The sequence below is a fragment of the Bradyrhizobium yuanmingense genome, assembly GCF_900094575.1.
Taxonomy (GTDB): domain Bacteria; phylum Pseudomonadota; class Alphaproteobacteria; order Rhizobiales; family Xanthobacteraceae; genus Bradyrhizobium; species Bradyrhizobium yuanmingense.
Window position 1 is genome coordinate 783230 of record NZ_FMAE01000004.1, and the last position, 21912, is coordinate 805141.

The following is a 21912-nucleotide window of genomic DNA, read 5'->3' on the forward strand; positions in this document are numbered from 1 at the left end:
ATCGAACCGCTCACTCCATCGTGAAAGAGATGAGAATAGGTCCATGGCCGTCCACCTCCGTAAAAATAGACATCGACAAGGCACAAACGAAGCTCAGGAAGATCCGCGCGCAGTGGCAAAGGAGAAGCCCATCACCCGCGCTGGCATCACGCGGCGCCGCAACGCCGCCAAGCGTCGGCGGCTACGCCTCCGGACACCGTTGGGGGCGGCTCGACGCCGACGGCGCGTCGTCAGCGCAGAACAACAACCGGCGCCTGTTGTGGCTCGCGATCGAATGGGGATTGGAACGAGCTCCGAAGGTCGGCGCCGAGCTGTGCGACTACTGCCGGAAGCACGGGATCAACGTCGACTGGATACTCGACGGCGATCTAAGGGGCCTCAAGAGGATGATCGACGAACGCCGAGGGCACCAGAGGGATGAGCGAGCCCTTTTGGCGAGGTATGCCCAGCTCACGCCTGAGCACCAGCTGATCGTGACGGCCGAGATCAACCGCATCCTGGCGGAGCGCGACTAATGAAGCGCCATTGAGCAGGGCCCGCCGGTTCACGCTGGCGGGCCGTTCGTTTCGGGCATTTCCGCGTGGAACAACCGGCCATTTGCAATGGAACCGGAATTAACATATGATATTTTTATTACAGTTTAGATTATTACAGTTCAGAGTTGTGTTCGTTGAAGCAGATTGCACCCCAGGGGCTCTGTCGGCGCCCCGCTCTCGTCACGCCTGAAATGGTTGCGCTCGCGATCCTCGGGGGTCTGGCCCTGCTTGCTGTGCTTTGGGGGTGGTCGAGCCCACGAGTTGAAACGCCCCAGCACGTGGTCACAAAGCCCAATCCTCCTGATTGCTACTCAATCGGCAACAGGGTAGCCGCTGGCTGCTTCGAAAAATAAATGAGCGATGCCGGCGGCTTGCCTCGCGGCGACCGCAGGTTGCACAGGAGGCGCGACCGGCCGCGGCTGATGACGCACCGCCCCGGGCTCAGGCGGTAAGCACGATGGCCCGCCGGTTCACGCTCGCGAAGCGGGGCGGCGATCGAGCCCCACGTCCATGGGTGTTCGCACGGGTTTATTGGCCACACATTGGACACGGCGGCAGAGTGGATCTTTGAGTGATTGATTTTGCTGGCGCTCCCTAGCGGAATCGAACCGCTCTCTCCACCGTGAAAGGGTGGCGTCCTAACCGATAGACGAAGGGAGCAAACGCAGGGCCCTGCCGATTGTCCCGGCACGGCCGCTGGCCGGCCGAACAGGGCCCGGCGGCTTGCAGCGGGCGAACGTATAGTGGCCTTTGCGCTCCCGGGCAAGCCGTTCGGGAACGGTCTTTCGGGCCCGGTGGATAGCCCCGGGGGGCGGGATCATTCCGAGGCGATTTCAACGGTTTGTTAGCGTTCCCTGCGTAGCGCTGGACGGGGAGATTTTGCCGATGCCAACGCCGAAGAAGCGCGCAGCCCGCAAGCTGCTGTCGCAGCACGCCTGGATCACGCTGGACGGCGGCTTTGCCGCGCGGCACTGCCTGGTCCAGGACATCTCGGATTCGGGCGCCAAGATCACCCTCGACGAGGACGCAAGCCAGCTTCCCGGCGTGATCCGGATGGCCTTTGCACGCGATGCGCGCACCGGGCGGAGCTGCCAGGTGGTCTGGCGCCGCGGCAAGTCGGCCGGCGTCAAGTTCCTCTAGCCGCGGCCGCCGATGGCGCGCGGGTCTGGTCCGGGCTACAAGGCGGCGATGCGCACGCTGCTTCTCATCCTGCTCTCCTTGCTGGCCACGTCCGCGACCGCGGCTGAGAGCCTGCGCCTGCCGCCTGCCGAGCCACCGCAGGCCGCCAAGGCGCTGCCGCTACAAGGCAGCACGGCCGGCAAGGCGCGGGCAGGCGCCTGCGCCGCCTACGGCCCGGGCTTCGTGATGGCCGAGGGCACCGGGACCTGCGTCAAGCTCGGCGGCTCGACCAGCGTCGACGCCGGCATCCGGCGCTGAAGACCATGCCCGCGGATCTGGTGCGGCTCGACATCATCGTCCCCGTGCTGATGTATTGCGCGCTGCTCTGGTGGGTCGGCCGCGGCCTCAGCTGGACCGCGCGGCTCGCCACGGCTGCCGTGACTCTGGTGCTGATCGTCGTCGTGCTGCTGGTCGAGCGCGGCTGGCGCTAAAGCCTGAAACAAAACCGCGAAAACAACCCCATGCACAGTAGCCGTCAAGCGCGGCGGTGATGCCGCGGGAAGCGCGCCGGAACGCCGATTCCCGCGCGATCGCCGCACCTTAACCCGCGCGAGGGGCTCACGACATCGGCGGTGCGACGAATTGCGCAAATCCGGGCCGCTTGCCGAGCTCGGCGAGCCAGCGGGTGAGGTGCGGCTGTGCCGGCCGGCTGATGCCTTCGACCCCGAGCCAGCGCCGCGCATAGGATCCGACCGCGATGTCGGCGAGCGTGAACGCATCGCCCTCGATGAAGCGGCGCGTGGCGAGCAGGCGGTCGGCGATGGCCCAGACCTCGGCGGCGGCATCGGCATCGCGCTGCACCTGGATCATGTCGCGCTCGGCGGGCGCGGTGCGCACGATGCCCCAGAACACCGGGCGGTCGACCGGCTGCACCGTCGACAGCGTCCAGTCGAGCCAGCGGTCGACCGAGGCGCGCTGTCTCGGCGCCTCGGGATAGAGCGGCGTGCCGCGGCCATGCGCGAGGCACAGATAGCGCATGATCGAGTTGGACTCCCACAGCACGAAGTCGCCCTCGACCAGCGTCGGGATCCGCGCGTTGGGATTCATCGCCAGATAATCGGCCTCGCGCGTCTTGCCGTATTGCATGCCGGCATCGATGCGCTCGTAAGCCAGGCTCAGCTCGGTGCAGCACCACAGCACCTTCTGCACATTGACCGAATTGGCGCGGCCCCAGATCGTCAGCTTGGTATCGGCCATGAAGCGTCTCCCGCGGCATTGTTCGGTGTCGTAGCCTGGATGGAGCGAAGCGCAATCCAGGGCTGACAGTCCCGGATTACGCTTGCGCTCCATCCGGGCTACAGATCCACCTTGCTGCGGGTGATAGCGGAATTCGGCGCGCCGAGCGATGCGCGATTGCATCGCGTCCGTCATGCAAAAAGCTCCGCACGCGGCGGAGCTTTCCTTGCAAAGTTCAAACTGACGCTCAGCGGCCGAAGAACAGCCACAACAGAATGATCACCGGGATCGGCACACCAAGCATCCAAAGCAACAGCCCTCTCGCCATCGCATCCTCCTCCAATCGGTTTCGTGAAAGGAGAACGCCGGGCGAGGGGCCTTGTTCCGGCCGACGCCGTTACCAATGGCCGGTGTTCGGCATCGACGCCCACGGCTCCTGCGGCGGCTTCGGATCGCCCTTCTGCAGCAGCTCGATCGAGTGCAGGTCCGGCGAGCGGACGAAGGCCATGTTGCCGTCTCGCGGCGGACGGTTGATGGTGACGCCCGCCTTCATCAGCTTCTCGCAGGTGGCGTAGATGTCGTCGACTTCGTAGGCGAGATGGCCGAAGAAGCGGTCCTCGCCATACTTCTCCTCGTCCCAATTGTAAGTGAGCTCGACCAGCGGCGCCCCGCGCGTCGGCGGCTGCTTCTTCAAGGCCTCGAGATCGTCCGCCGAGCACAGGAACACCAGCGTGAACCGCCCCTTGTCGTTCTCGATCCGTCGCACCTCCTTCAAGCCGAAAGCATCAACATAGAACTTCAGCGCGACATCGAGATTGCGCACGCGCAGCATGGTGTGGAGGTATCGCATGGTTGTTGCTCCCTGGAACGGACGGAGGATTTTGTCTTGGGCCGGGACGGCGGGGGTAGGAAATAGCAGGAAAATGCAGCGGGGGCACTGCCATACGTGCCGGTGACGTGCGGGTAAAACTCGCTTTGTTCATGGCGCTATTGCAGAGTTTGGAGGCGGTAGTTAGTCGAGCCCCTGACTGTGGCCGCACCCCTCTTGAGCCCCCGGGCGGGGGTAGGCATGGCGCCGAAGGCGGGGCGTTCGGTAACTGTCAAGAGAGTGGTCGAGAATGAGTGGGGATAACCACCGCATTCCCTTAGCTGTGGACAGCACGAATATCCCGGATAACTCAGACGCAGCTACGCGCGCACGCGAACCCAGTGATATTGGTTGGCCGTGAGTTTGCGCTGTCTCACCGGGACGTGACCGGCATCCGTATAGGCCCGGCTTCGTACCGAATCCGAAAACATTAAAATGGCGCCAGGCGAGGTGAATCGCCTGACGCCTGGGGTGGAGATCCCGAAGGACTCTCCGCCTGAACAACTGAGGTTCTCGCTCCACCCAGGCGCCCTGTCAATCCCGCGAGATATCGGTTCTCGCCACGATGGAGCTTGCCTGTGAAGACCCTTTCGAAAGTCCGACGTTTCGTTGCCCGCAACTGGAAATTCTTGGTCCAGGTGGGCGTCAACATCCTGACCGTCATCATGCACAAGTAGGCGGCGGTAGGTTCACGCCTTCAGCTTAGGCCAGTCGGGGTTCTCTTTCATAACCGTCAGTAGCGCTTTAGCCAGCCGAAGCTGCACGTTTCTCGGTGCGGCTTTAACGACCTCAATCGCGTCGCGGCTCAGCTTCTCGATATCCGGGTCCGGATCCGGCGGGACCTTGAACTCGTCTGGATGCAGGGCTTTCATCCAGGCATCGAAGGCCTTCATCTCGGGAGTATGTGTTCCGGTCAGTCGGTGATGGAGCACGATACCGAAACCGATGCCCATCTGCGTGTCGGGCTCGCTTACCTCGCCCTGCGCCGTGGGATCTCGATCGGTATGCTTCAGGAAGTTTGCAGCGTCGTTAAACCGCTTCCAGCCGCCAACCTCGATAAACTTACCGAGGTCGGTCGAGAAGCCATCGTCCCTATAGGACGGGTAGATGTCGTAGAGCACACGAAAAGCTGCTCGTGATAAGGCATGAACGGCCAACAGCTCTTCGCCGTTGATGAAGAGCCGGATTGCGCAATCTAGCTGGCGCTGGGCGGCTTCGAGCTTCGATATAGGCATCCCCAGTTATACCAGCGGGCTGCAGTCTTACGCCACTTCCGCCTTCGGCTGGTTGTCGTTCGACGGTTGTTGCTCGGGAGCGGTGGGTAGGGGAGTTTCGTCACACGACAAGGCCGTCGACGGGTCTCGCTTCGCTCTACCCATCCTACGCACTGCATCACGTTCGAAGCAGTGCCGCCATCTCTTTACAATGATAGATACGCACCTTCTCGGTTTGATGCCTCGCGGCTTTGGCGATGGCGTGCGCGATGTCGTTGCCGGCGAGCCCGCGATACCGCTCGGCCGGGCCAACGAGCAGCGGATTGAGCACGCCCCATATCGCGATGATGAGGCGTTCACGCGGGCGGTCCTCGTCGCGCGCGCCGAGGATCATCGACGGGCGGAAAATATGCGTGTGCTCGAAATCGAGCGAGAGAATGTCCCGTTCAACTTCGCCCTTGGTCCTGAGATAGAACACGCCGGAGCCGGAGTTGGCGCCAACGGCCGTGACCAGAAACACCGACCGCGCGCCGTTCGCCCTAGCGATCTCGGCCGCTACCACCGGATAATCATGATCGATCTTGTAGTACTCGGCCTCGTCAGGGGTGTGGTTGCGTGTCGTCCCCAGCGCGATGAAGATCTCGTCCGCAACCAATTGGGATTTAAGTGCGGGCAGGGACGCGCGATCGCCGATCAGCACCGTGAGCTTCGGATCGCTCACCGCCAGCGGCTTGCGGGCCACCGCCACAACGCGCGAATAATCGGGACTGTCCAACAGGTCGCGCAGCAAATGCGAGCCGATGAAGCCGGTGGCGCCGAAGACAAGTGCGGTTTTCATTCAAGCCACCGTTCTGCGTCGTGAGCCCAAAGGCCAAGTTGTTGAATGCAGATCAGGAGGCCCAATGCAACCTCGGTTAGCTCGCAGGACAGGTAGAGCATTTGCGAAACGCGTTTCGTCACACGACAAAGCCCTCGATGGGTTTCGCTTCGCTCTACCGATCCTACGCGCCAAGTTTAGTGCAAGTTCGCAAGTTCTACTTGCACTCAAAACTCGCCGCGCTCTCGGGATCGCCTTGCCCCTTGTACCGCGCATGTTGCGGATAGGCGCAAAGCGGCCGGCTGCGGCTGGGAAAGGCTGGCCCCGTCGCGACCACCAGATCGGGCGCCTTGCCGTCTTCCACCCAGTCCACGACTGCGCTGAGGAGATCGAAACGATCGAGCGCGGCGCCGCTCGAGCAGTGACCCATGCCGGGCACCAGGAAGGCCCGGCTCGATTTCTCCCGCACCAATTCCATGCCGCCGGAATCCGCCGCCATGCGCTCGTAGTAATTCACGGTGTCGTTCGCCGAAAACCAGGGATCGCTCACTCCGTGGTAAAACAGCAGCTTGCCACCATGGCCGAAGTAGCTCGAAAGGTTGGTCCAGTAGGCGGTGTTGGTGAGGCGATCCATCCCGCTCGCGTTGACCCGGCCTTCGAGTTGATCGACGTTGATGTTTTCCCAAACAGGCGGTCCGACCGGACTGCGCGCGCCTGTGGTCAGGATGCCGGGAATGGCAACGCCTTCGGCTGCCACGCCGCTGTCCCATGGGAACGGCGGATAGACTTGCGTGCCGCGTGAATTCTTCGGTCCGGCAAAAGCTTTCTTCAAGGCATCGACCTGCGGCGGCGCCAGGCAAGAATCCGTCTTGTCATCCGTCTTGTCGCCCTTGCAGGTGAGGACCGCGGGATCGAATTGACAGGCCTTGCCGTCGAAGATCAGGCCATCCTTGACGCCGTCCTTGGCGTCGCAGGCATCGAGGATCGCGTTGGTGATCAGCTTTCGCTCGGCCGCGGAAAACGTCTTGGCGGGCTCCGGCTTGCCGGACGCATCTTTCGGTGCGATCTGGCTGAAGGCGGCGTTGGCCCAGGCGAGACCGATATTGGAATTGCCGGTGCGCAGCGCAGGCGCGCCGGCGACGATGCCGTCGAATTGCTCGGGATAGCGCGCCGACGCCAGCATGCCTTCGCGGCCCCCGGTCGAGCACCCCGTGAAATAGGAGCGCTTTGCGGGCTGGCCATAGTAATGCGCGACGATCGCCTTGGCGGCCATGGTCACCTTGCCGACGGATGCATGGGCGAAGTTGAGCGCGGCTTCCTGGTCCTTCAGGAACGAGGCATCGAACACCGCGCCCTGATGACCGCTATCGGTCGAGACCACGGCAAAGCCGCGCGCCAGCGCCGGCACCTCGCCGGCCGCGTGGTAACCCAGCGGTGGCCGGATCGAGCCGTTCAAACCGCCGCCGCCCTGAAACAAGAACCGGCCGTTCCAGCGATCGGGCAGGGCAACGGCAAAGCCGATCGCGTAGGACTTGCCCTCGACGCCGACGCGCTGATCGATCACGCCGTCCGCGCGGCAGTTCGGCGGCAGCGCCACCGATACTGTGGCCGGCGCCGGCGGTGACGGCTGCACGGTCCCCGGCGGCGCCTCCGGCACTACTTCGGCCTTGGTGATTGTTGCCGTCGAACCCGGCATCTTCCAGCCGGTCAGGTCAGCGCATTTGAGCGCGGGCGGTATGTTGGCCGAATTGTCGGCGCTTGCCGGCGAGATCGCAACGACCATGATGGCCGCGACTAGACCCAGGCCAGCCATCGCATCATTAAGCGCCAGATTTCTTTTTCCCTGCATCGTTCTTCCCTGCCGCTTTCTGATTTTTTGCGGTGCACTTAACTCACGCTGGCCGCCAGGCGATCTGCTGCACTGACACTGACTATCTTGTGTTATTCGGGAGGTGCAGTCCAGCGATGCAGGCTTTCAATCGCTCTCGCCGTTCGCCCTTGCCGATGAAGTCGATCGAGTAGGACGAGCGGATGCTCGATCATCGCGAGCTTGTAACGGTAGTTCGTCGGTCTACCGGCCCTTAAAGTTTCTCACTCTCGCGCTGTTGCCGATTGGACATGGTCATCCCGCGCACTTGAACCCCGCCAGAGGCCACGCCGACCAAACGCCATGGCCGCATTCGTTGCAGAACTCCTGTTCGATCTCGTCAGAACCCTCGTGGGTGGCTGGCTGCGACAGGCTGTGGTGGCGATCTGTGCGTGGCTAGATACGAAGATTCACGGCCGCGCGGCGCGCTTTGTCGTTGGCGGGCTGCTCGGGATCGCCGCCTTCTTCCTCATTCCCGTCATCGCCGGTCTGCTGGGTCTTTGATGCCCTGGCTGAGAACGCATCTCGTCATCGCCTTGGCCATCGGGGCGCTCATCTCGACGGTGCTCCTTGTGCTGGAGCCGCTGACCGACTTCGCGTTTCTTTGGCTGGAGTGGCCCGGCATCAGCGCAGCGTATTTTTTCTGGGGAGCGGTCGGAGGACCGACCTTCGTCGGCATCGCCATTTCCTGGGTCGTAAATGCACTGACCTACGGCCTGGGTGCTTTCGTCATTCTCAGCGTCATCAAGGTGCTGAGGGAAGCATGAGGCGCTGGCTTCAAATGATGGAAAGATTGCGAGGGTTGCTTTGATCATGCGCGGCCAACTCCGCCGCCCGCGCCCAATCTCTCACGCCGTCTCCTCGTCACCCTTGGCGACGATCTCGACTTCGAAATAGCCCATGTCGCGGAGCTCGGCGGCTTTCTTCTCGGCCGCTTCCCTTGTGTCTCTCTTCAAGATGATCTGGCCCGCTCCGTCGCGGGCGCAAACGAAATAAGACATTTTCGATTCCCAATTTCGTTTGCATACGCACGGAGCCGGGTTCCCGCAATCGGACGGCTCACTCGTCCAGCCCGGCCTTTTGCCGCATCTTGTCGATCAGCTCCGAGGCCTCGGCCTTGGTCAGCTCGTCCTCGGGCAGGTCCTGGTGCGCCTGCTCGGCGAGGGTCTTGAGATAGGATTCCTGGGCTCCCGTCATCGGATCGTCGCCGGAAACCCAATCCTTCGGGTCCTTCCGGGTGTTGTCGGCCATCGCACATCTCCTATTCCGTTTTCCGTAGAACGTCGGACTCGACTCTTCGTTCCGTTTTTGTTCTCATGGGCCATATCTCGAATTCGCGAGGCGGAACAATGCCGGACCTGGACTTTCTCAGGCGGGAGATCGAACGGATGCGCATCCAGATGGGCAGGCAGAGGAAGGAGATCCTCCAGCTGCAGCGGGCGGGGATCGGGACGGCCTCGGCCGAAGCGCTGCTGTCGCGGATGGAGGCGAAGGTCGAGAGCCTGTGCGCGCAACGCGACGCGCTGAAGGCGGCAGAGCCGCGCCAGACCAAGGGCAGGGTGCTCGGCGGGAGGACATGGTGAGCAGGCGGTGGTTCGACGACGAGCGAGACCTGTCGCCCTTCCTGACCGCGCTCGAGGACGTTCGCCGACGCGCGACGCGGGAAGGGTGGTGCTATGCCCACGTCCAAGCCATCATCGTCGCCATCGACCAATACGCGGAAGCGGCGACAGGCAATCGCGAGTATTTCCTCAACAAGCCGGTTTCGATCGGGGATAACCGGAAGGCCGCGGACGTTCCGTGACTGGCGCTGCGGTCTCTGCTGCTGACGTCGGGCGGAGCCGTCGATGCAAGTTGGGCTGCAGCCATGCGCACTCCGTCGCCGGATCGACGTGGCCGCAGAGCGTCGTGCCGATTAGCCCGTGGGACTGATGTTCGGATCATCCGGTTCAGGCAAAACGCCGCAACCGGGTGTCTTCTCCGTGTCGGTCAGCTCCGGCGTGGCGTGCGGACCGGCAGGGTGTGGCCTGCGTTCGGCCGAGGCATCCGCCGGGATCGACTGCAGCCTGGTTTCCGAGTTGCTCTGCATTGCTTCTGCCTGACTTGGTTCGAGCGCGAGCGTTCGCGGCGCGAGGCGGGCGATTGACTCACCGCCCTTCAGCCGGCCGTTGCGCAATTGCGGTTGCTGTCGCTACGCCGGTGCGGACGCAACGTTCCAATTTCAAGGACGTGCTCCATTCAGAGCCCTCGCTGAAGCTGTAGGAACGGAGGAGCAAGGCCCGGGTTGGCCCGAAGCAACTGGAGGCATCTCACGATGGTCAAGGATCTTCCTCAGGACGCAGAGCGAGAAGGCACACGCAAGCTGATGATGTGGGGATCGGCGGTCGCTGCAATCCTCTTTGTGGGCTTCGGGCTGTGGTTTGCGGCTCCCCAAATGTTCGGCGTGACCGACTACGTTGGACGCCCCTCGACCGGCGCGGACAACAGCGCGCCCGCGACCACGGTCGGCACGGGAGTTCCAACACAACGCGACGCAGTCAGCACCGCTGCCAAACAAGATCCCGCTGCAAATGAGGATTCGAGCGGCGCTCGCGCTCGCCAGATCAAGGAGAGTAGCCAGCCGGCAAACCTCTCCGCGCAACAACGCGAGCAGCTGCGCTCAGTCCTTTCGACATCGCAAGGCCCCGCAATGGATCGGCCGAATTTCGAGATGATGATCGGCACCTCGGTCCCGCGGCAGACCGAGACGGCGGACCTGCCGCCGGAGGTGACGCAGATCCTCAACGGGTTCTGGGGAGATCAGTACCTGATCGCTGGGAAGTCCCTCGTGATCGTCGATCATCATTCCCGCCGCGTCGCTGCGATCATTGCCGACGTGCGATGACGTCCGCGTTTCGTGAAGACGTCAGGGCCCGCAACGAGCTGGCTCGTTGCGATGTTCCGGCTCGGGGAACGTTGGTCGCTTGAGAGCTTGTTAACCGACCGCGCCCAGGATGCCGCTCCGAATTGGAGGGACATCGATGTCAGACCTGGAACAAGCGATCCGCGAGCGCGCATACCAGATTTGGATGGAGAGCGGTGGGGCGGACGGCCACGCCGAGAGGCATTGGCTCGAAGCCCAGCGCGAGGTTCTTTCCGCCTCGCTTGTCGCGCGCGTCTCGAAAGTCGGCGCCGAAAAGCCGAAGGCGAAGCCGGCAGGTGCGCGAAAGAAGCGCCGCGCCGCCTGAAGCTTGCGGCCGCTCGGTCGTGACACGCGCGCGCATGCAAGCCATAAGCACGCGCGTTGTCGTCACCGCGGACTAGCGGGGTGAGACGGAGGAGGGGGCTGACCTCGTGCGTGCGGGCGACGCAGTCTTTCTTCGTGGCGAGGCAGCCGCACGGCTCTTGCCGGACTTCGGACCAGCTCTTGGTGTGATCCCGTTCTGCTCGTCGAACTGCTTCAGCCAGGCCGCGATGTATCGCGGGTCGTCGGGACAAAGCCGCTCGAGCAAACGAAGGTTCTGCGCTCTGAATTCCACAAGGGTTTTCGGCATCACGGCTCCTCAAAACCCTGCCCGTCGCAAAAAGTGCGGCCGGACGGCCGCCGGGTCAACGGCAAAGAGCGCTTGAAATCCCGGGCGAGCTGATGCAGCGCCAAAAGCGAAAACCCCGCCCTTGAGGAAGCGGGGTTCTCTGTCGAGGTGAAGCTTAGGGACGCTTCAACTGTAAGACGCGCGAGCGGCAAGAAAGTTCAAACGAAAGTGCGCCGCGTCGCTGCAACGTGGATGCGCTCGCCCCGGGCCATTACAAATCCGTAAGTCGGTTGAATATCGACGCCGCAAAACTATCTCTGCGTCAGGCGGCAGCGTAACAAGCCGCCCTTCAACTGACACCCAGCCGCCGCGCTCAGAAAAAGGCGAAGCTGGGTCCTTTGACATTCCCTGCTCAGGTCCCGCCTCATTGGCCTCAGAGGCAAACGTCCATGGCTGCCCGCACTTACAACCACGAACGCTGGTCCGAAGACGACGACCGGCTGCTTCGATCCATGTGTGAAACCGGCAAGAGCCTGACGCTGATGATCGTGAAGCTCAAGCGGCCCATTGCATCGATCAGGTCGCGCGCGATCGAGCTTGGCATCAATCTGCCGGGCACGCGCATCGGCCTGCGACGGAAGCGGCGAACCGCTTGAGCCCGCGCGTCCGGACAAGACTGCTCATGTCGCCGCGCCGCTCTACGCGAGCGGAGCGGCTGAACGATGCTCAGGCCGCAATCCGCTGTTCGACCGGCGCCGTCAGGAACTTGAGCGCTTCGGCGTGGGCGAGATCCGGAACCGCGATCGCCGTGTGGCTGTACATCGCGTGTGTGCGCGACGTCGCGATCTGGTCCAGGATCCCCTTGCCCTTGATGACGTGGAGGCCCATGCCGTCATCGACGGGGAAGATCGCCAGCACCACATCGTAGGCCGCGATCACGGCTCTGAGCGCCTCGGCCTTGTCTTCGGCGACATCGACAAAAACACGAACATCTGCCGCGAGTTCACGCAGCTCGTTAAAATCCAGCACTTTGAGGATACTCCAACGCAACCAACCTGACAGAAGCTTGGTCGCGTTAGGTTACTGAAGCGTCAACGACGGATCGCTGAGCCACAAGTTTCACGACGAGGTGACGCCAAAGCGCGATGCGATCTAGCGCTTGGCGTCCTCCTTGCGCAGCCTGGCCTCGGCGGCCTCGTCGACGAGAGTCAAGCTGGCCCCGTCATAGCTCAGCTTGAAACCGCGGCCGACGATCCAGATCCAGCCTTCCCGGTCCTTGATGGCCGAGGCGTTGAACTGGTCGGAGATGGATTTGACGGCAGCTTCCTGCGATCCCGGATTGTTCAGCGTCGCATTGACGCGCCAGATCGGATGCCTGGGATCGGTCTCGTCGCCGTCGACGGCGACCTTGGCGCCGTTGATGTCGCACGCCAGCGTGTACGGACCTCGGCTCGGCCGGCAGAGATAGTGGCGTCGCGCGACGAGCTTGTTGGCCTCCTCGAATGACATCCCGGGCGAGAAGCCGAACATGTCGGACTTTTTCACGAGGGCGAAGGACGCGGGCTTCAAGAAGCTAGGCTGGATCGCGACGAGGGCTGCGACGGCGACCACGATCAAACCTGCGATGACGATAGCGACCTTCATCAGAACCCCATCAGATACCCTTCCTGGCTTATAGCAGCCGCGGCGCTGTGTCAGGCTCGAGAAATTGCAGGTCCTAAAATTGCAGGTCCTGCAACGTCTTGCACAGGAAGTCGGGAACCTCGCGGAGCCCGTGCTTGCGTTTTTGGCCTCGATAGGGTCTAAGCCCGATCGCTTCATGACTTCTGGCATGAATCAGCAGCGCGCACTCGCGGGTCCGGCCGCGTCCCCAGCAGCAGAATTGCTCCGCGCACCCATTCAAAGGAATTCAGACCATGGCGAAGATGACGAAGACCCAATTGATCGATGCAATTGCCGAGGGCACGCAGCTTTCGAAGAACGACGTGAAGTCGGTGATCGAGTACATGGCGACGGTCGGCTACAAGGAGCTCAACGAGTCCGGCGAGTTCGTCATTCCCGGCTTCGTGAAGATGTCGGTCGTGAACAAGCCGGCGACCGAAGCCCGCATGGGCATCAATCCCTTCACCAAGGAGCCGATGCAGTTTGCAGCGAAGCCCGCCAGCAAGTCGGTCAAGGCCTCGCCGCTGAAGGTGGCCAAGGACGCCGTCTGACGTGCCGGCGATGTCGGTGCGGTGGGCTCATTGACGCGCCGGCGCAGCAATCAACGGCCGGAACGGCGAGCCTCGTTCCGTCACCATCCTCATCCGCTTCACAAGAAAAAGCCCCGCGCTTTCGCGCGAGGCTTTTCTGGCTGACGGCGTTGGGATTTCAGCGCCTGGCCGACAGCCATGGCTTTAACCTAAAGTTGAAATCGCAAAAAGCAACAGCGCCGCCACGACGGAGTATGTTCGTCAGGCGGCGCTGCCGTGTAACTGGGCGCTGAAATCCCCAGCTTCCATAGGTGCTTGCCGCGCCGAAAAGGTTCAACGCCGCCCCCACCAAAACTTTACGTCCGGGGCTGGACTTTTTGTTCTCATTTTGTTCTAGTGAGGCGCCTTGATGGACCGTTGGAGGTTGCTCATGACCGTCGAAAAACAGCGCGAAGTGATCAGGCTCTGGAACGAGCTCAGAAAGGTCGAGGGCCCTGCGGCGGAGGAGCTGCGCATCCAGATCCTCGAATGCTTCTCGAAGGAGAAGCCGAAGCGGGCGGCCTGACCTTTGTCGACGCCACGCGGCAACGCGCAAGCGCGATCCGCTCCAAGGGTTCGCGCTTGGTCTCTCGCCGCGCTGCTTGCCGGCGAAGAGTCTTCTCGAAGTTTTCTCGATGAAGAGTCTTGTTGCAGAAGAGACTTGTTGCAGAAGACACTCATCGAAGAAGGGTCCTGCCGCGTCGACGGTGTGAGCGTGCGCGCTTCATCGATCGTTAGGATTTGCTCTCCGCGCATTCTTGCGACTCCGATTCGTTCTTCGCGAACGAAACGGAGTCGAAGCTGGAACAAAGCCGGGCGTTCTTGCGCGCTCTCGCCGCGATGGTGCCGGATGCGTCTGGCTAACGATAGCTTATGCGGATGCCGATAACCCTATTCGGTTAGGTTAAAAGCCCAATCGCGTTGCGCTTGCTGCGGCTTGGGGTAGGTGTTCGGCAAAGACAAGCAAGAAACGCCTTTGCCGAAAACGATTTGCCCAAGCAGCAATTTGCCATGATGCCTTTTTCAACTCCGTCCTTTTTCCAAGGCGACCGGCACACCTACCGGCGCGTCGCCGTCGTCGGCACGCTGTTCTGCCTTGCTTTCGTTGTGATCAGCTTCTCGCTGCGGCCGCAGGCTGAGGACACGCGCGTTGCGGTCAAGGCCGACCGGCTGGTCCGCACGGCAGGCCAAGCCGCGCGCGCCAACTAACGCCGCGCGCCAATTGACGCTCGTCGCCGCAACGGCGGTCATCGGCCCGCGCCTGCGGGGATCCGGCGCCGCGCGAGGCGAGCGCCACGAAGCCGGCATAGCCGGACAGGTTGAGCAAGACTTCGAGCCAGGCGGGCATATCTCTTTCTCTCCGCTCAGCAGGGAACGGACTCAACGTCCGCGCGCATTCCTGGTTCCATACTCCTGCGAAGAAACTCAGAGCCGGGTGGTCGGGTCGAGCCGGCGGCCGAGGGTCGCGACGGATTCGCTCGACGGCTGCTCCTTGAGGAACTCGGCGATGGCCTGCGCCAGCTCGCGGTCGCTCATCGGCGTCGGCGGCGGGCGCAGCGTGCCGACACCGAAGCTGCGGACGATCTCGTCGTAATGTTCATCCTCGGATTTTGGAACCAATTTGCGGATACGGGCCAGCAAAGCGGATAAGGGCAAACTCTCCTCCATGATTGTCGTCCCCGCTGGCAACCGTCATGGTCTGCTGCCATCTGCTCCCATGAAACTGAAAACCCCGCCAGCACCGCGGAGATGCTGACGGGGTCTTCGTGCTGTCGCCTCGACCCGGATGGCGGAGGCTCCCGCACTTGAGAGGCTAACCCCCGTCTCGCCGTTTCGTTCCCGCTTCATCGACATTTCTCGCCTGCGGGCTGGTTCCATCCATGCGGCAACCATCGCAGGCGCTCGCCGTTGTCTCGGCGACACGCGAAGGAGGACAAGCATGAAGAAGACACTTGCAGTTCTGGCCACCATCGCGGCGGTCGGTGTGACCGCGGTCGCGGCGCCCGCGCCGGCTGAGGCGCGTGGCCGCGGCGGCATCGGCCCGGGCCTCGCGTTCGGCCTCGCCGCCGGCGCAATCACCGCGGGCGCGGTCGCAGCGTCCCAGCCGTATGGCTATTACGGTCCCCGCTACCGCTACCACGACGGTCCCGCCTATTACGGACCGGGTCCGTACGCCTATTACGGCGGGCCGTACTACCGTCACCACCACTACCGTCATTGGTAGTCGGCGAATAGCGAAAAGCCCGGAGCGGTGCTCCGGGCTTTTTTCATTCGCAGGTCTTGTTTACTCGCCCATTTCGCGCTTGCCGACGCGATGATGCCTACGGCCAGAGCGAGGGCCGCTCGACCTTGCGGGCATTCTCCAGCGTCGCCACGAAATATTCCTCGCGCTCGCGCTTGAACTTTTCCTGCGTGGCACGGAAGGCGGCGACACGGGCGGCGATTTCTTCGCGTTCGCGCTCTTTGCGTTGTTCGTCTTCGGTCATGTCAAATCCCCTCTACACCTGAGTATGTGCACATCCGAAACTCAAGCACTGCCGCCGCAATCACGTTGAGTCGCGTCAACACATCCATTGGCACTTCCGAATGGGGCGTCAATGGGGAGGAGGCATTGCAGGATTGTGATATGCGAAGGTCGGAAGAAATTGCCGAGCGCATTGCGTTGGCGCTTGATAAGAGCGTCAACGATCTTGCCGCTTGCGCATGTTGCTGTCAGGCCAAACTATTCGGGAGGCGCGGTTGATCGCATCGGATCTGCAGAGCGGTATCGAACGGCTCGGCGACATGCTCGCCGAGGCCAGGACCATCGTGCCGTTCACCGGTGCCGGCATCTCGACCGAATGCGGCATTCCCGACTTCCGCTCGCCGGGCGGAATTTGGACGCGTAACCGTCCGATCCCGTTCGACGAGTTCGTCGCGAGCCAGTCAGCGCGGGACGAATCCTGGCGCCGCCGCTTTGCGATGGAGGAGGTCTTCGCCGCAGCGAAGCCCGGCCGCGGCCATCGGGCGCTGGCATCGCTCTACCGCGCCGGCAAGGTTCCCGCCGTCATCACCCAGAACATCGACAATCTGCACCAGGCCTCCGGCTTCGCGCCGGAGCACGTGGTTGAGCTTCACGGAAATACCACCTATGCGCGCTGCATCGGATGTGGGCAGGTTTACCCGCTCGACTGGGTGAAGCGCCGTTTCGATGACGATGGCATCGCGCCCGACTGCACCGCCTGCGACGCGCCGGTGAAGACCGCCACGATTTCCTTCGGGCAGATGATGCCGGACGAGGAGATGCAGCGCGCGACAGCGCTGTCGCAAGCCTGCGATCTCTTCATCGCGATCGGTTCCTCGCTGGTGGTCTGGCCGGCGGCCGGCTTTCCGATCATGGCCAAGCGCGCCGGTGCACGTCTCGTGATCATCAATCGCGAGCCGACCGAGCAGGACGACATCGCCGACCTCGTCATCCACCACGACATCGGAGAGACTCTCGGGCCCTTTGTCGGCAATTGAGGCATCAATTTGATTCGCGGCTGTGCAAGCTGTTCATAGGTTCCGGCGAATCTCTTTTTTGTCTATGCGTCTCAACCGGGAGTGTTATCTTTTGAGTCGAAAGATTCGCGTCGCGTCGAATTGAGAACATTCTCTTAAGGCGCGTGATTCGAGCGCCGCCAATGTGGCGGGTTGCATGGCAGTGTGGGGTCCGGGGTTATGGGGTCGTCGGACGGATTTGAGTCCAAGAAGCTTGGAGTTCCCGGACAGGGCACCTCGCAGGGGCGATTGACGCCGGGCGAGCATGGCGGAGCCGGCCGCGACAATGCGCTCAATCCCTTCACCGGATTGGGCGAAGCCAGCGCCAACCTCGTCGAGGTCACCGGCGTCATCAAATGGTTCGACGCCTCCAAGGGTTACGGCTTCATCGTTCCCGACAACGGCTGGCCGGACGTGCTCCTGCACGTTACCGTGCTTAGGCGCGACGGCTTCCAGACCGCTTATGAGGGCGCCCGCATCGTCGTCGAGTGCATCCAGCGCGCCAAGGGCTACCAGGCCTTCCGCGTCGTTTCGATGGACGAGTCGACCGCGATCCACCCGGCGCAGATGCTGCCGCCGCGCACCCATGTCACGGTGACCCCGACCAGCGGGCTGGAACGGGCCCAGGTCAAATGGTTCAACCGGCTGCGCGGCTTCGGCTTCCTGACCTGCGGCGAGGGCACCCCCGACATCTTCGTGCACATGGAGACGCTACGCCGCTTCGGCATGACTGAGCTGAGACCGGGCCAGTATGTGCTGGTCCGCTTCGGGCCCGGCTCCAAGGGCATGATGGCGGCCGAGATCCATCCCGAGACCGGATCGCCGGGATTGCAGTCGCACTAAGGCTATGACTTCCAGCAATTGTGAGCAGAGGCGCGCTGCAAGTCCGGCGCGCCTCTTCCTTTTCCGGCGGTCGCCGCGTAAGGACTGATTGAAGTCCCACGCCGCGAGAGCCCCGATGAATTCTGATCGAAAGGCCGCCTGGTCCGCTCTGAAGGGCTGGCTGGCCGCCATCCTCGTCATCGCCGGCTGGGCCGTCGCCGGCGCGCCGGCCGGCGCCGCGAGCTTCCAGCCGCTCGAGATCGTCACCAAGAACGGCGTGCAGGTGTTCTCGGTCGAGATGGCAACGACCCCGGAGGAGAAGGAGACCGGCCTGATGTACCGCAAGGAATTGGCCGACGGCAAAGGCATGCTGTTCGACTTCAATCCCGAGCAGGAAATCTCGATGTGGATGAAGAACACTTATGTGTCGCTCGACATGATCTTCATCCGCGCCGATGGCCGCATCCTGCGCATTGCGGAGAATACCGAGCCGTTGTCGACGAAGATCATCTCCTCCCGGGGACCCGCCCGGGCCGTGCTGGAGGTGGTGGCGGGGACGGCGCAGAAGTACGGCATCCGCCCCGGTGATCGCGTCGGCCACCCCCTGTTCGGCGGCAAATAGGACGGGCAGGGGCGATTGCGGCCCAGGCCGGCGGCTTTGGAAAGCTTGCTGGCGCTCCGGGAAGCGTGTATCGACGGGGCTCGCCGGACATTCGGGGTATAGCGCAGCCTGGTAGCGCGGCAGTTTTGGGTACTGCAGGTCGTTGGTTCGAATCCAGCTGCCCCGACCAACTAACCCGCTGAAACTGCGGCGACATTTTTTCTCCTTTCACATGCTGATTGCGCCCGCGCTACACCGGGGAAGCACCGGGGAAGCACGAGCGCGGATTTTAGGTCAGTCGGGCGGGTTTTGTGTAGCCCGCAGGCGTCGATCTCAGTGCAGCGTGTTCTCCATTGCTGCTTTGGCTTCCATCATTCGCAGCGCCATCGGCAAGGTCACCGCGGCGTCGATCTCGACCAGGTTGCCGGGCAGGGCGCGGAATTGGCCGGCGGCCCTGCCTTTGAGCGGCGCCAGCATAGCAGTGGCGATCGCGGAGCTCACCTGACAGCGGACAAGGGCGTTTCCGTCTTCAATTGCCAGAATGAGATCGGTCTCGCGGCGAGCGAGCAGGGTGCCAAGATTGGTCGATTGGGGCGAGGTGCGGAGGGCGGTCGAGTTGCGCATGATGTTTTGCCTTTCGAGCAAATGAGCAGTCCAGGGGCGAAATGACCGACATCAGACGGCCCCGCGCACCTTTAGGCGTGCGCCTTGGACATACGCGCGCGGCCCCTGGACAAGATTTGTGATCGCCGCTGACCGGATTGGCTATCGGCTGATGTTCGGGCTTTCGACCCGCGATCAGGATGAGGCCTGGCGAGAATTCAGCAAGGAAAGTTTTGTCTGGAAAAGTCTAATACGTAAAAGCAGACAGCTGAGCTCTTGATCGGTTTGCGCATTTGTTCGATTTCAGCGCTTTTGTCGAATTTTCAAATCACGCATAACCATACAAAGAAATGCTCCGGCAGCGCACGCGACCGCGCACTAAGACTTACGGCACCTCAATAGGTTAGTGGCAATGATCAGGGCTAAGAAGCTGACAACGCGGTGAATGAGGATAACGACGGCGCGCGAGCCGAGACTGACCAACTGCAAACGTTGATCGGACCCGCGCAGTCCGAGCGATACCGGATCGGAGGCCACCCCCTGGGGGGAGGCGCGCGCAACTAGTCCAGAGGCTGCAAGGCCGCTCCGCTAATTCTGTGTTTTTAAAAACCTCCGGGCACGCCTTCAACGCCGGATAGCTGCTTTCGGCTAGACACGGCAAGGATGTGCTCCTACGATTAACGTTTTCAAACCTTCGGAGGAGAAGCATGGCCTCCCTAAAAAATTTCCCGCGAGGCATTCTTAGTTGCATTGGGGCACTGCTGCTGTCGCTCTATCTGGTCCCTGCGGCAGCTCAGTCTTCTGACGACAGAATCAAGATCGCGATTATCGAAGACTTGAGCGGGCCACTGGGAGAGCGAGGGCAGAAAGCCGTCGCCGCTTACCAGGAAGCATTTAAACGCTCCTGGCCAAACGGTTATGTCAGCGTCGGCTCAAGTACGTTCAAACTTGAGACCATCACCTACGATGCCGGTGGCAAACCGGACGTTGCCGCCATGTACACCCGACTGGCCATCCAGAACGAGCGTGTCGCAGTTGTTTTCAGCCCTCACATCTCCAGCATATCCATAGCCAATGATGCGAAGGTGCCTCTGATCTTGACAAGCGCGAACCCAAATCTTGTCCTCGATAAGGCGGAAGCTTCCACCTTCTATATTCGCGCGCCAAGTACCGATGATTTCGGCAAGCAAATAAAACTTGCAGTACGGACTTTGCACGATGCGATGAAGCTTGCTCCGGAGCCCTCTTCTGAAAAGCTTATCAGGGCTCTTCGCGACGTTCAGGTCACGGCGGAGCTCGACCAGATCAGATTTGACAAGTTTGGAAATAACACCGGGCGTGTAGTCTATCGATTTAGACCTGATGCCGCTGGCTGTAGTGATTCATGCGGAACTACTTGTCCGACGAATTGCGGTGACACCGCCTGTTCGAAGTCGGGCGGCAACGAATGCTGTAGCATTTGTGGCATGCCGAGGCCCAAATAGCGTGACAAACCTCGATTTTCCCGACCAAACCCTGCCGGCAGGAACGCAAAGTTGTATCGCTTGTCGCGAACCGATTTTGAGCGGAGCCACAGTTTGTAAGACCTGCAAAAGCGACCAGGCGCAGTGGCGCAATGAACTAAAATACTGGGCCGGTGTAGTGGGCGTATTTACGCTAGTCGCTTCTGGCGTGGCATTCACTGCGAGCGTCGGTTTTCAGGCTTGGCAGCGCCTTTTCGGCCACGAGATTACCGTAACTAACGTCGATCCTTTCGGTCAAACCATTGTTTGGAACCTCACGCCAAACCCAATCGAGATAAAAACGATCAGCATCACGAGTGCAGCACCGAAGAATAACTTGGTTTGGGAGGTGCACAAAACGATCGCCGCCAATGCGAAAGATGAGATCAGCCTTTTGGATGTTGCAGCGAAGTCTTGGTATGATCTGCCCGGAGATATGTTCGGCAAGGCTCCCGCGGCGTATGCGAAGGTCTCGCCAGCGGACTTCGAATCTCTCAGGAAGAATATGTTCACGGACAAGTACGTGCCGACGTTCTTAATGCCGGAAAGTGCGAGCTTCGCGCAGCTTAAGAAAGAGCTAGGGAGTGGCTTTCAGAACTTCGATTGCACGATTTCAGTGGCATACTCGAGATTATTGGACGGCTCGTCGTCATCGGCGAGTTTGCCCTGCAAAGGAGTGTTTCGTCTCCGCAAGCAGCCTTGAGATCGCCCTAGAGCCGTTCGGGGCACACACCCCGCAGTTCATAATCGTTGAGCCGTAACCTTCCGCTTACTACTCCAGAGTCATAATTCATCTCACGGACGTCTACGCCGCTTCGCCGACGGCACCCACCGCGCAATCCCGCGCATTTCCTCTCACCCCCTCGGCGATAGATGTCATATCCCACCAAATACACGCGCCAATACGATTATGTGAGCTATCAGAACGCGAATCCGTCGCGCCCCCTGCCGGCTGGACAGCTCCACGCGGACTTGAACGCGGTAGTGGGTTCTCTGGATGAGACGATCGAGTTCCTGAAGACGTCGTTGCGATCTGATGGCGCGATCGCGAATGGAGCTGTCGGGCTGGATCAGCTCTCGACAACCGTCAGGGCATCCTTGGGCGATGTCGACGCGCTTGATGAAAGGTACTGTCCAGAATCTTTCGCACTTTTGATCAGGCGACGGCTCCGGTTTCAGAGAGTTGTGGCTGATAGAGCGGTCGCATGTTCATGTAGCATTTGGTCGACCACGCCGTTCCGGCAATGTGCCGCAGCCGGGCCGCCGCTAAGTTGAGACAGGATTGACCGTCGGGGAAGGCGCCGACGACACGGGTTCGTCGCCGGATCTCCTTCATGATGCGCTCGAGCGGATTGTTCGTTCGAATCTTCCGCCAATGGATGTCCGGAAAGGCATAGTAGGCGAGCGTCTCGTGAACCGCCTGCTCGACGAGATCAGCAGCTTTGGCCATACGGCTGGCCCGCAG

General features: G+C 61.8%; 34 protein-coding genes and 2 tRNA genes. 21 read left to right on the forward strand and 15 right to left on the reverse strand.

The genetic code is table 11. From position 1 onward, the window contains the following. The first annotated feature begins 20 nt into the window (after positions 1–20). A complete protein-coding gene (locus tag GA0061099_RS17275) occupies positions 21–515 on the forward strand; it encodes a hypothetical protein (RefSeq protein ID WP_141697622.1) in 495 nt (164 codons plus the stop codon). Between the two features lie 606 nt (positions 516–1121). Here the strand turns inward: GA0061099_RS17275 and GA0061099_RS17280 are convergent. Next, positions 1122–1196, reverse strand: a tRNA-Glu gene (locus GA0061099_RS17280). 225 nt (positions 1197–1421) lie between these two features. Here GA0061099_RS17280 and GA0061099_RS17285 point away from each other — a divergent pair. From GA0061099_RS17285 to GA0061099_RS40065, 3 genes are read left to right on the forward strand one after another with little or no spacing between them, the layout of a single operon-like run. Further along, positions 1422–1676: a PilZ domain-containing protein gene (locus GA0061099_RS17285; protein WP_036022968.1), complete on the forward strand. Its 255-nt coding sequence runs from the start codon at positions 1422–1424 to the stop codon at positions 1674–1676. A gap of 48 nt (positions 1677–1724) precedes the next feature. Next, positions 1725–1973 carry a hypothetical protein gene (locus GA0061099_RS17290; protein ID WP_036022985.1) on the forward strand — a complete coding sequence of 83 codons (249 nt, stop codon included), beginning with the start codon at positions 1725–1727 and terminating at the stop codon, positions 1971–1973. 5 nt (positions 1974–1978) lie between these two features. Beyond that, positions 1979–2146, forward strand: a complete 168-nt coding sequence (locus GA0061099_RS40065) for a hypothetical protein (RefSeq protein WP_036022969.1) — start codon at positions 1979–1981, stop codon at positions 2144–2146. A gap of 127 nt (positions 2147–2273) precedes the next feature. On the opposite strand, the gene GA0061099_RS17295 is transcribed toward GA0061099_RS40065, so the two are convergent. From GA0061099_RS17295 to GA0061099_RS17315, 5 genes are all read right to left on the reverse strand, one after another. Next, the gene (locus tag GA0061099_RS17295) at positions 2274–2912 is read right to left on the reverse strand and encodes a glutathione S-transferase family protein (protein ID WP_036022970.1); all 639 of its coding nucleotides are present in this window, start codon (positions 2910–2912) and stop codon (positions 2274–2276) included. 376 nt (positions 2913–3288) lie between these two features. Further along, the gene (locus GA0061099_RS17300) at positions 3289–3741 is read right to left on the reverse strand and encodes a VOC family protein (RefSeq protein WP_035703627.1); all 453 of its coding nucleotides are present in this window, start codon (positions 3739–3741) and stop codon (positions 3289–3291) included. 707 nt (positions 3742–4448) lie between these two features. Beyond that, positions 4449–4994, reverse strand: a complete 546-nt coding sequence (locus GA0061099_RS17305) for a hypothetical protein (RefSeq protein WP_036022971.1) — start codon at positions 4992–4994, stop codon at positions 4449–4451. Between the two features lie 157 nt (positions 4995–5151). Next, on the reverse strand, positions 5152–5811 hold the full coding sequence (locus GA0061099_RS17310) for an NAD-dependent epimerase/dehydratase family protein (RefSeq protein WP_036022972.1): 660 nt from the start codon (positions 5809–5811) through the stop codon (positions 5152–5154). Between the two features lie 196 nt (positions 5812–6007). Next, a complete protein-coding gene (locus GA0061099_RS17315) occupies positions 6008–7639 on the reverse strand; it encodes a tannase/feruloyl esterase family alpha/beta hydrolase (protein WP_085972051.1) in 1632 nt (543 codons plus the stop codon). A gap of 321 nt (positions 7640–7960) precedes the next feature. Here GA0061099_RS17315 and GA0061099_RS17320 point away from each other — a divergent pair, with 321 nt between their 5' ends. Together GA0061099_RS17320 and GA0061099_RS17325 are read left to right on the forward strand one after the other, a co-directional pair. Beyond that, a complete protein-coding gene (locus GA0061099_RS17320) occupies positions 7961–8161 on the forward strand; it encodes a hypothetical protein (protein ID WP_035999700.1) in 201 nt (66 codons plus the stop codon). Next, positions 8161–8424, forward strand: a complete 264-nt coding sequence (locus GA0061099_RS17325; protein ID WP_036022974.1) for a hypothetical protein — start codon at positions 8161–8163, stop codon at positions 8422–8424. Before GA0061099_RS17320 ends, GA0061099_RS17325 begins: the two co-directional genes overlap by 1 nt. A gap of 81 nt (positions 8425–8505) precedes the next feature. Here GA0061099_RS17325 and GA0061099_RS41190 read toward each other — a convergent pair whose 3' ends face one another. Both GA0061099_RS41190 and GA0061099_RS17330 read right to left on the reverse strand, forming a co-directional pair. Continuing rightward, positions 8506–8658, reverse strand: coding sequence for a hypothetical protein (locus tag GA0061099_RS41190; protein ID WP_156447126.1), 153 nt, complete (start codon positions 8656–8658; stop codon positions 8506–8508). Between the two features lie 58 nt (positions 8659–8716). Next, on the reverse strand, positions 8717–8908 hold the full coding sequence (locus GA0061099_RS17330; protein ID WP_035999694.1) for a DUF3072 domain-containing protein: 192 nt from the start codon (positions 8906–8908) through the stop codon (positions 8717–8719). A gap of 98 nt (positions 8909–9006) precedes the next feature. On the opposite strand from GA0061099_RS17330, the gene GA0061099_RS17335 reads away from it, so the two are divergent. Together GA0061099_RS17335 and GA0061099_RS17340 are read left to right on the forward strand one after the other, a co-directional pair. Further along, entirely contained in the window at positions 9007–9240 is a 234-nt protein-coding gene (locus GA0061099_RS17335) for a hypothetical protein (RefSeq protein WP_036022975.1), read from the forward strand. Continuing rightward, positions 9234–9461: a hypothetical protein gene (locus GA0061099_RS17340; protein WP_036022976.1), complete on the forward strand. Its 228-nt coding sequence runs from the start codon at positions 9234–9236 to the stop codon at positions 9459–9461. Before GA0061099_RS17335 ends, GA0061099_RS17340 begins: the two co-directional genes overlap by 7 nt. A 111-nt stretch (positions 9462–9572) precedes the next feature. Here GA0061099_RS17340 and GA0061099_RS17345 read toward each other — a convergent pair whose 3' ends face one another. Beyond that, entirely contained in the window at positions 9573–9833 is a 261-nt protein-coding gene (locus tag GA0061099_RS17345; protein WP_036022977.1) for a hypothetical protein, read from the reverse strand. Between the two features lie 138 nt (positions 9834–9971). Here GA0061099_RS17345 and GA0061099_RS17350 point away from each other — a divergent pair, with 138 nt between their 5' ends. The 3 genes from GA0061099_RS17350 (at position 9972) to GA0061099_RS17360 (ending at position 11825) form a co-directional block, all read left to right on the forward strand. After that, positions 9972–10541 (forward strand): DUF1236 domain-containing protein, encoded by a 570-nt coding sequence (locus tag GA0061099_RS17350; protein ID WP_050995878.1) that lies wholly within the window; start codon positions 9972–9974, stop codon positions 10539–10541. Between the two features lie 136 nt (positions 10542–10677). Beyond that, positions 10678–10884 (forward strand): DUF2934 domain-containing protein, encoded by a 207-nt coding sequence (locus GA0061099_RS17355; protein ID WP_050995879.1) that lies wholly within the window; start codon positions 10678–10680, stop codon positions 10882–10884. 734 nt (positions 10885–11618) lie between these two features. After that, on the forward strand, positions 11619–11825 hold the full coding sequence (locus tag GA0061099_RS17360) for a hypothetical protein (RefSeq protein WP_036022978.1): 207 nt from the start codon (positions 11619–11621) through the stop codon (positions 11823–11825). Positions 11826–11895: 70 nt separating this feature from the next. Here the strand turns inward: GA0061099_RS17360 and GA0061099_RS17365 are convergent, their stop codons facing one another. Further along, positions 11896–12198 (reverse strand): hypothetical protein, encoded by a 303-nt coding sequence (locus GA0061099_RS17365; protein WP_036022979.1) that lies wholly within the window; start codon positions 12196–12198, stop codon positions 11896–11898. Between the two features lie 123 nt (positions 12199–12321). After that, a complete protein-coding gene (locus tag GA0061099_RS17370; protein ID WP_036022980.1) occupies positions 12322–12813 on the reverse strand; it encodes a hypothetical protein in 492 nt (163 codons plus the stop codon). Positions 12814–13085: 272 nt separating this feature from the next. On the opposite strand from GA0061099_RS17370, the gene GA0061099_RS17375 reads away from it, so the two are divergent. The 3 genes from GA0061099_RS17375 (at position 13086) to GA0061099_RS17380 (ending at position 14609) form a co-directional block, all read left to right on the forward strand. Further along, entirely contained in the window at positions 13086–13382 is a 297-nt protein-coding gene (locus GA0061099_RS17375) for an HU family DNA-binding protein (protein WP_008558895.1), read from the forward strand. A gap of 409 nt (positions 13383–13791) precedes the next feature. Beyond that, the gene (locus GA0061099_RS42755) at positions 13792–13926 is read left to right on the forward strand and encodes a hypothetical protein (RefSeq protein WP_260347228.1); all 135 of its coding nucleotides are present in this window, start codon (positions 13792–13794) and stop codon (positions 13924–13926) included. A 485-nt stretch (positions 13927–14411) separates the two neighbouring features. Next, positions 14412–14609, forward strand: a complete 198-nt coding sequence (locus GA0061099_RS17380) for a hypothetical protein (protein ID WP_035999739.1) — start codon at positions 14412–14414, stop codon at positions 14607–14609. Positions 14610–14825: 216 nt separating this feature from the next. Here the strand turns inward: GA0061099_RS17380 and GA0061099_RS17390 are convergent, their stop codons facing one another. Next, entirely contained in the window at positions 14826–15068 is a 243-nt protein-coding gene (locus GA0061099_RS17390; RefSeq protein ID WP_225187463.1) for a hypothetical protein, read from the reverse strand. A 271-nt stretch (positions 15069–15339) separates the two neighbouring features. On the opposite strand from GA0061099_RS17390, the gene GA0061099_RS17395 reads away from it, so the two are divergent. Beyond that, on the forward strand, positions 15340–15624 hold the full coding sequence (locus GA0061099_RS17395) for a hypothetical protein (RefSeq protein ID WP_035999671.1): 285 nt from the start codon (positions 15340–15342) through the stop codon (positions 15622–15624). Positions 15625–15721: 97 nt separating this feature from the next. Here GA0061099_RS17395 and GA0061099_RS41195 read toward each other — a convergent pair whose 3' ends face one another. After that, a complete protein-coding gene (locus GA0061099_RS41195) occupies positions 15722–15886 on the reverse strand; it encodes a hypothetical protein (RefSeq protein ID WP_167361660.1) in 165 nt (54 codons plus the stop codon). Between the two features lie 253 nt (positions 15887–16139). Between GA0061099_RS41195 and GA0061099_RS17400 the strand changes: the two genes are divergently transcribed. The 4 genes from GA0061099_RS17400 (at position 16140) to GA0061099_RS17415 (ending at position 18532) form a co-directional block, all read left to right on the forward strand. Then, entirely contained in the window at positions 16140–16901 is a 762-nt protein-coding gene (locus tag GA0061099_RS17400; RefSeq protein WP_035999669.1) for an SIR2 family NAD-dependent protein deacylase, read from the forward strand. Positions 16902–17099: 198 nt separating this feature from the next. Further along, entirely contained in the window at positions 17100–17762 is a 663-nt protein-coding gene (locus GA0061099_RS17405; protein WP_035999666.1) for a cold-shock protein, read from the forward strand. 115 nt (positions 17763–17877) lie between these two features. Further along, positions 17878–18363 carry a DUF192 domain-containing protein gene (locus GA0061099_RS17410; protein ID WP_035999663.1) on the forward strand — a complete coding sequence of 162 codons (486 nt, stop codon included), beginning with the start codon at positions 17878–17880 and terminating at the stop codon, positions 18361–18363. A 92-nt stretch (positions 18364–18455) separates the two neighbouring features. Next, positions 18456–18532, forward strand: a tRNA-Pro gene (locus GA0061099_RS17415). Between the two features lie 143 nt (positions 18533–18675). On the opposite strand, the gene GA0061099_RS17420 is transcribed toward GA0061099_RS17415, so the two are convergent. Then, the gene (locus GA0061099_RS17420) at positions 18676–18966 is read right to left on the reverse strand and encodes a hypothetical protein (RefSeq protein ID WP_141697623.1); all 291 of its coding nucleotides are present in this window, start codon (positions 18964–18966) and stop codon (positions 18676–18678) included. Positions 18967–19652: 686 nt separating this feature from the next. On the opposite strand from GA0061099_RS17420, the gene GA0061099_RS17425 reads away from it, so the two are divergent. Next, complete coding sequence (locus GA0061099_RS17425) at positions 19653–20429, forward strand: ABC transporter substrate-binding protein (protein ID WP_036022982.1); 777 nt, start codon at positions 19653–19655, stop codon at positions 20427–20429. A 1-nt stretch (position 20430) separates the two neighbouring features. After that, positions 20431–21150 (forward strand): hypothetical protein, encoded by a 720-nt coding sequence (locus GA0061099_RS17430; protein ID WP_141697624.1) that lies wholly within the window; start codon positions 20431–20433, stop codon positions 21148–21150. A 453-nt stretch (positions 21151–21603) separates the two neighbouring features. Here GA0061099_RS17430 and GA0061099_RS17435 read toward each other — a convergent pair. Continuing rightward, a partial coding sequence (locus GA0061099_RS17435; RefSeq protein WP_208604913.1) for a transposase occupies positions 21604–21912 on the reverse strand: 309 nt, incomplete at its 5' end.

Bases quoted from the DNA above. Each gene is read 5' to 3' on its own strand.
- GA0061099_RS17285 (WP_036022968.1), top strand. From the start codon at position 1,422: ATGCCAACGCCGAAGAAGCGCGCAGCCCGCAAGCTGCTGTCGCAGCAC.
- GA0061099_RS17290 (WP_036022985.1), top strand. From the start codon at position 1,725: ATGCGCACGCTGCTTCTCATCCTGCTCTCCTTGCTGGCCACGTCCGCG.
- GA0061099_RS40065 (WP_036022969.1), top strand. From the start codon at position 1,979: ATGCCCGCGGATCTGGTGCGGCTCGACATCATCGTCCCCGTGCTGATG.
- GA0061099_RS17295 (WP_036022970.1), bottom strand. From the start codon at position 2,912: ATGGCCGATACCAAGCTGACGATCTGGGGCCGCGCCAATTCGGTCAAT.
- GA0061099_RS17300 (WP_035703627.1), bottom strand. From the start codon at position 3,741: ATGCGATACCTCCACACCATGCTGCGCGTGCGCAATCTCGATGTCGCG.
- GA0061099_RS17305 (WP_036022971.1), bottom strand. From the start codon at position 4,994: ATGCCTATATCGAAGCTCGAAGCCGCCCAGCGCCAGCTAGATTGCGCA.
- GA0061099_RS17310 (WP_036022972.1), bottom strand. From the start codon at position 5,811: ATGAAAACCGCACTTGTCTTCGGCGCCACCGGCTTCATCGGCTCGCAT.
- GA0061099_RS17315 (WP_085972051.1), bottom strand. From the start codon at position 7,639: ATGCAGGGAAAAAGAAATCTGGCGCTTAATGATGCGATGGCTGGCCTG.
- GA0061099_RS17320 (WP_035999700.1), top strand. From the start codon at position 7,961: ATGGCCGCATTCGTTGCAGAACTCCTGTTCGATCTCGTCAGAACCCTC.
- GA0061099_RS17325 (WP_036022974.1), top strand. From the start codon at position 8,161: ATGCCCTGGCTGAGAACGCATCTCGTCATCGCCTTGGCCATCGGGGCG.
- GA0061099_RS41190 (WP_156447126.1), bottom strand. From the start codon at position 8,658: ATGTCTTATTTCGTTTGCGCCCGCGACGGAGCGGGCCAGATCATCTTG.
- GA0061099_RS17330 (WP_035999694.1), bottom strand. From the start codon at position 8,908: ATGGCCGACAACACCCGGAAGGACCCGAAGGATTGGGTTTCCGGCGAC.
- GA0061099_RS17335 (WP_036022975.1), top strand. From the start codon at position 9,007: ATGCCGGACCTGGACTTTCTCAGGCGGGAGATCGAACGGATGCGCATC.
- GA0061099_RS17340 (WP_036022976.1), top strand. From the start codon at position 9,234: ATGGTGAGCAGGCGGTGGTTCGACGACGAGCGAGACCTGTCGCCCTTC.
- GA0061099_RS17350 (WP_050995878.1), top strand. From the start codon at position 9,972: ATGGTCAAGGATCTTCCTCAGGACGCAGAGCGAGAAGGCACACGCAAG.
- GA0061099_RS17355 (WP_050995879.1), top strand. From the start codon at position 10,678: ATGTCAGACCTGGAACAAGCGATCCGCGAGCGCGCATACCAGATTTGG.
- GA0061099_RS17360 (WP_036022978.1), top strand. From the start codon at position 11,619: ATGGCTGCCCGCACTTACAACCACGAACGCTGGTCCGAAGACGACGAC.
- GA0061099_RS17370 (WP_036022980.1), bottom strand. From the start codon at position 12,813: ATGAAGGTCGCTATCGTCATCGCAGGTTTGATCGTGGTCGCCGTCGCA.
- GA0061099_RS17375 (WP_008558895.1), top strand. From the start codon at position 13,086: ATGGCGAAGATGACGAAGACCCAATTGATCGATGCAATTGCCGAGGGC.
- GA0061099_RS42755 (WP_260347228.1), top strand. From the start codon at position 13,792: ATGACCGTCGAAAAACAGCGCGAAGTGATCAGGCTCTGGAACGAGCTC.
- GA0061099_RS17380 (WP_035999739.1), top strand. From the start codon at position 14,412: ATGATGCCTTTTTCAACTCCGTCCTTTTTCCAAGGCGACCGGCACACC.
- GA0061099_RS17390 (WP_225187463.1), bottom strand. From the start codon at position 15,068: ATGGAGGAGAGTTTGCCCTTATCCGCTTTGCTGGCCCGTATCCGCAAA.
- GA0061099_RS17395 (WP_035999671.1), top strand. From the start codon at position 15,340: ATGAAGAAGACACTTGCAGTTCTGGCCACCATCGCGGCGGTCGGTGTG.
- GA0061099_RS41195 (WP_167361660.1), bottom strand. From the start codon at position 15,886: ATGACCGAAGACGAACAACGCAAAGAGCGCGAACGCGAAGAAATCGCC.
- GA0061099_RS17405 (WP_035999666.1), top strand. From the start codon at position 17,100: ATGGGGTCGTCGGACGGATTTGAGTCCAAGAAGCTTGGAGTTCCCGGA.
- GA0061099_RS17410 (WP_035999663.1), top strand. From the start codon at position 17,878: ATGAATTCTGATCGAAAGGCCGCCTGGTCCGCTCTGAAGGGCTGGCTG.
- GA0061099_RS17420 (WP_141697623.1), bottom strand. From the start codon at position 18,966: ATGCGCAACTCGACCGCCCTCCGCACCTCGCCCCAATCGACCAATCTT.
- GA0061099_RS17425 (WP_036022982.1), top strand. From the start codon at position 19,653: ATGGCCTCCCTAAAAAATTTCCCGCGAGGCATTCTTAGTTGCATTGGG.